Annotated in this window: 1 protein-coding gene and 1 pseudogene; one reads left to right on the top strand and one right to left on the bottom strand. The window is 35.6% G+C overall.

Going from position 1 to position 1490, the window contains the following annotated elements; genetic code table 11:
• Positions 1-116 (top strand): annotated as a pseudogene (locus DB41_RS11590) (IS5/IS1182 family transposase); the annotation flags it as partial.
• A gap of 295 nt (positions 117-411) precedes the next feature.
• Here DB41_RS11590 and DB41_RS03355 read toward each other — a convergent pair.
• On the bottom strand, positions 412-1065 hold the full coding sequence (locus tag DB41_RS03355; protein ID WP_255350904.1) for an IS256 family transposase: 654 nt from the start codon (positions 1063-1065) through the stop codon (positions 412-414).
• Positions 1066-1490: the final 425 nt, after the last annotated feature.

The following is a 1490-nucleotide window of genomic DNA, read 5'->3' as shown; positions in this document are numbered from 1 at the left end:
CCTGGTTTGGCAAATGCCGCAGATTAAGTAAGGATTATGAGGCCTTGCCAAACACCAGCCAAGCGTTCCTCTATTTAGCTATGATACGTCTGATGGTAAGAAGAATAGCTCAATAAATTAATTCAGAGAATGTCTCTAAGGGTTTCTCAATATTGGTAAAGGTTCAATAAACATGTGTAAGAAATATAAAGAGTTATTATAGAGACTGTCAATTATTCTGTGTAAACCATCTCAGTTATTTGTTAATCTTAGCCTTTCACCATAAGCTATGGCTAGATAAGAAATAATTGTTTTCCATTCCAGTAAGGGCTTTGTCCACTTTTTTGATACATCTCTAAATGCTAAAAAAAGCATTTTAAAGAGAGTATCATCATTAGGAAAAATTGCTTTATTTTTGGTGACTTTCCTAAACTACCTATGAAGCGCTTCTACCGCATTGGTAGTATAGATCATACGACGAATAGGCGCTGAAAACTCAAAAAAAGTCTTAATGTTATCCCAGTGGACTACCCAAGGTTTTACTGCTAGAGGATATTTATTATTCCATTTTCCTCCAAGCTTTTCAAGTTTCTGCTCTGCTTGTTCTACCGTATGTGCCCCATATATTCCTTTCAAATCAGCTGCAAATTCTTTAGCATATTTATTAGGAATATATTTTATTGAATTGCAAATCATATGAATTACACATAATTGAATTTTTACTTCAGGGAATATAGCTCTTATTGCCTCCGGAAGAGACTTTAAACCATCAATACATGCGATGAGTATGTCTTTTACACCTCTATTTTGCAATTCTGTGCATACTTTTAGCCAAAATTTTGCTCCTTCGCATTCGCCGATCCAAATCCCTAAAACATCTTTTTTTCCCTCATTATCTATTCCTAAGCATGTATAAGCTGCTTTACAGACAATTTTACCTTCTTTTTTAACTTTATAGTGAATAGCGTCAAAGAACACGATAGGATAGACAGATTGCAAGGGTCTAGCTTGCCAGTCGGTGGCTACTTCAATAACTTTATCTGTTATATTGGAAACCATAGTAGCAGACATTTCAAAGCCATATATAGTTATTTAACTCACCTTACGCAGGCATAAAATTCCTTTGTAAATTTTGCAGTTCTTGATAGGCCATCTGATTGGCTTTAAGGATTAACTTATATTTTAAAGCAAAGTGATTAAGTAAGGTTTTAATTTTAAGAAATTCAAGCTTGCAATAAGCGATAAGGGATGAAAAAATATGATTTCTTTGAGAGCGAGCAATTTTGGTGGGTGACTTCTCAAGGCTAGCATTTTGCTTTATCGATTTGTGATACTGGTGAGTCGACCTGCGGAACTTCCCCACTGGCCTCTCTTAGAACGGTACAGGAACCTCTCGATTCATACCGCTCCCAATTAAGCAAACGCTCCTATCATTCCTCTTTTCCAATGTACAAATAGCCCTGGGTTTCTCATGACTATTTTTTCCATAAAGGTAATAGCTCTTGTTTTGT

This window comes from Neochlamydia sp. TUME1 (assembly GCF_000813645.1).
In the GTDB taxonomy this organism is placed as follows: domain Bacteria; phylum Chlamydiota; class Chlamydiia; order Chlamydiales; family Parachlamydiaceae; genus Neochlamydia.
Note: the sequence above shows the minus strand (reverse complement) of the source record. Positions and strands in the feature narration are given on the sequence as shown.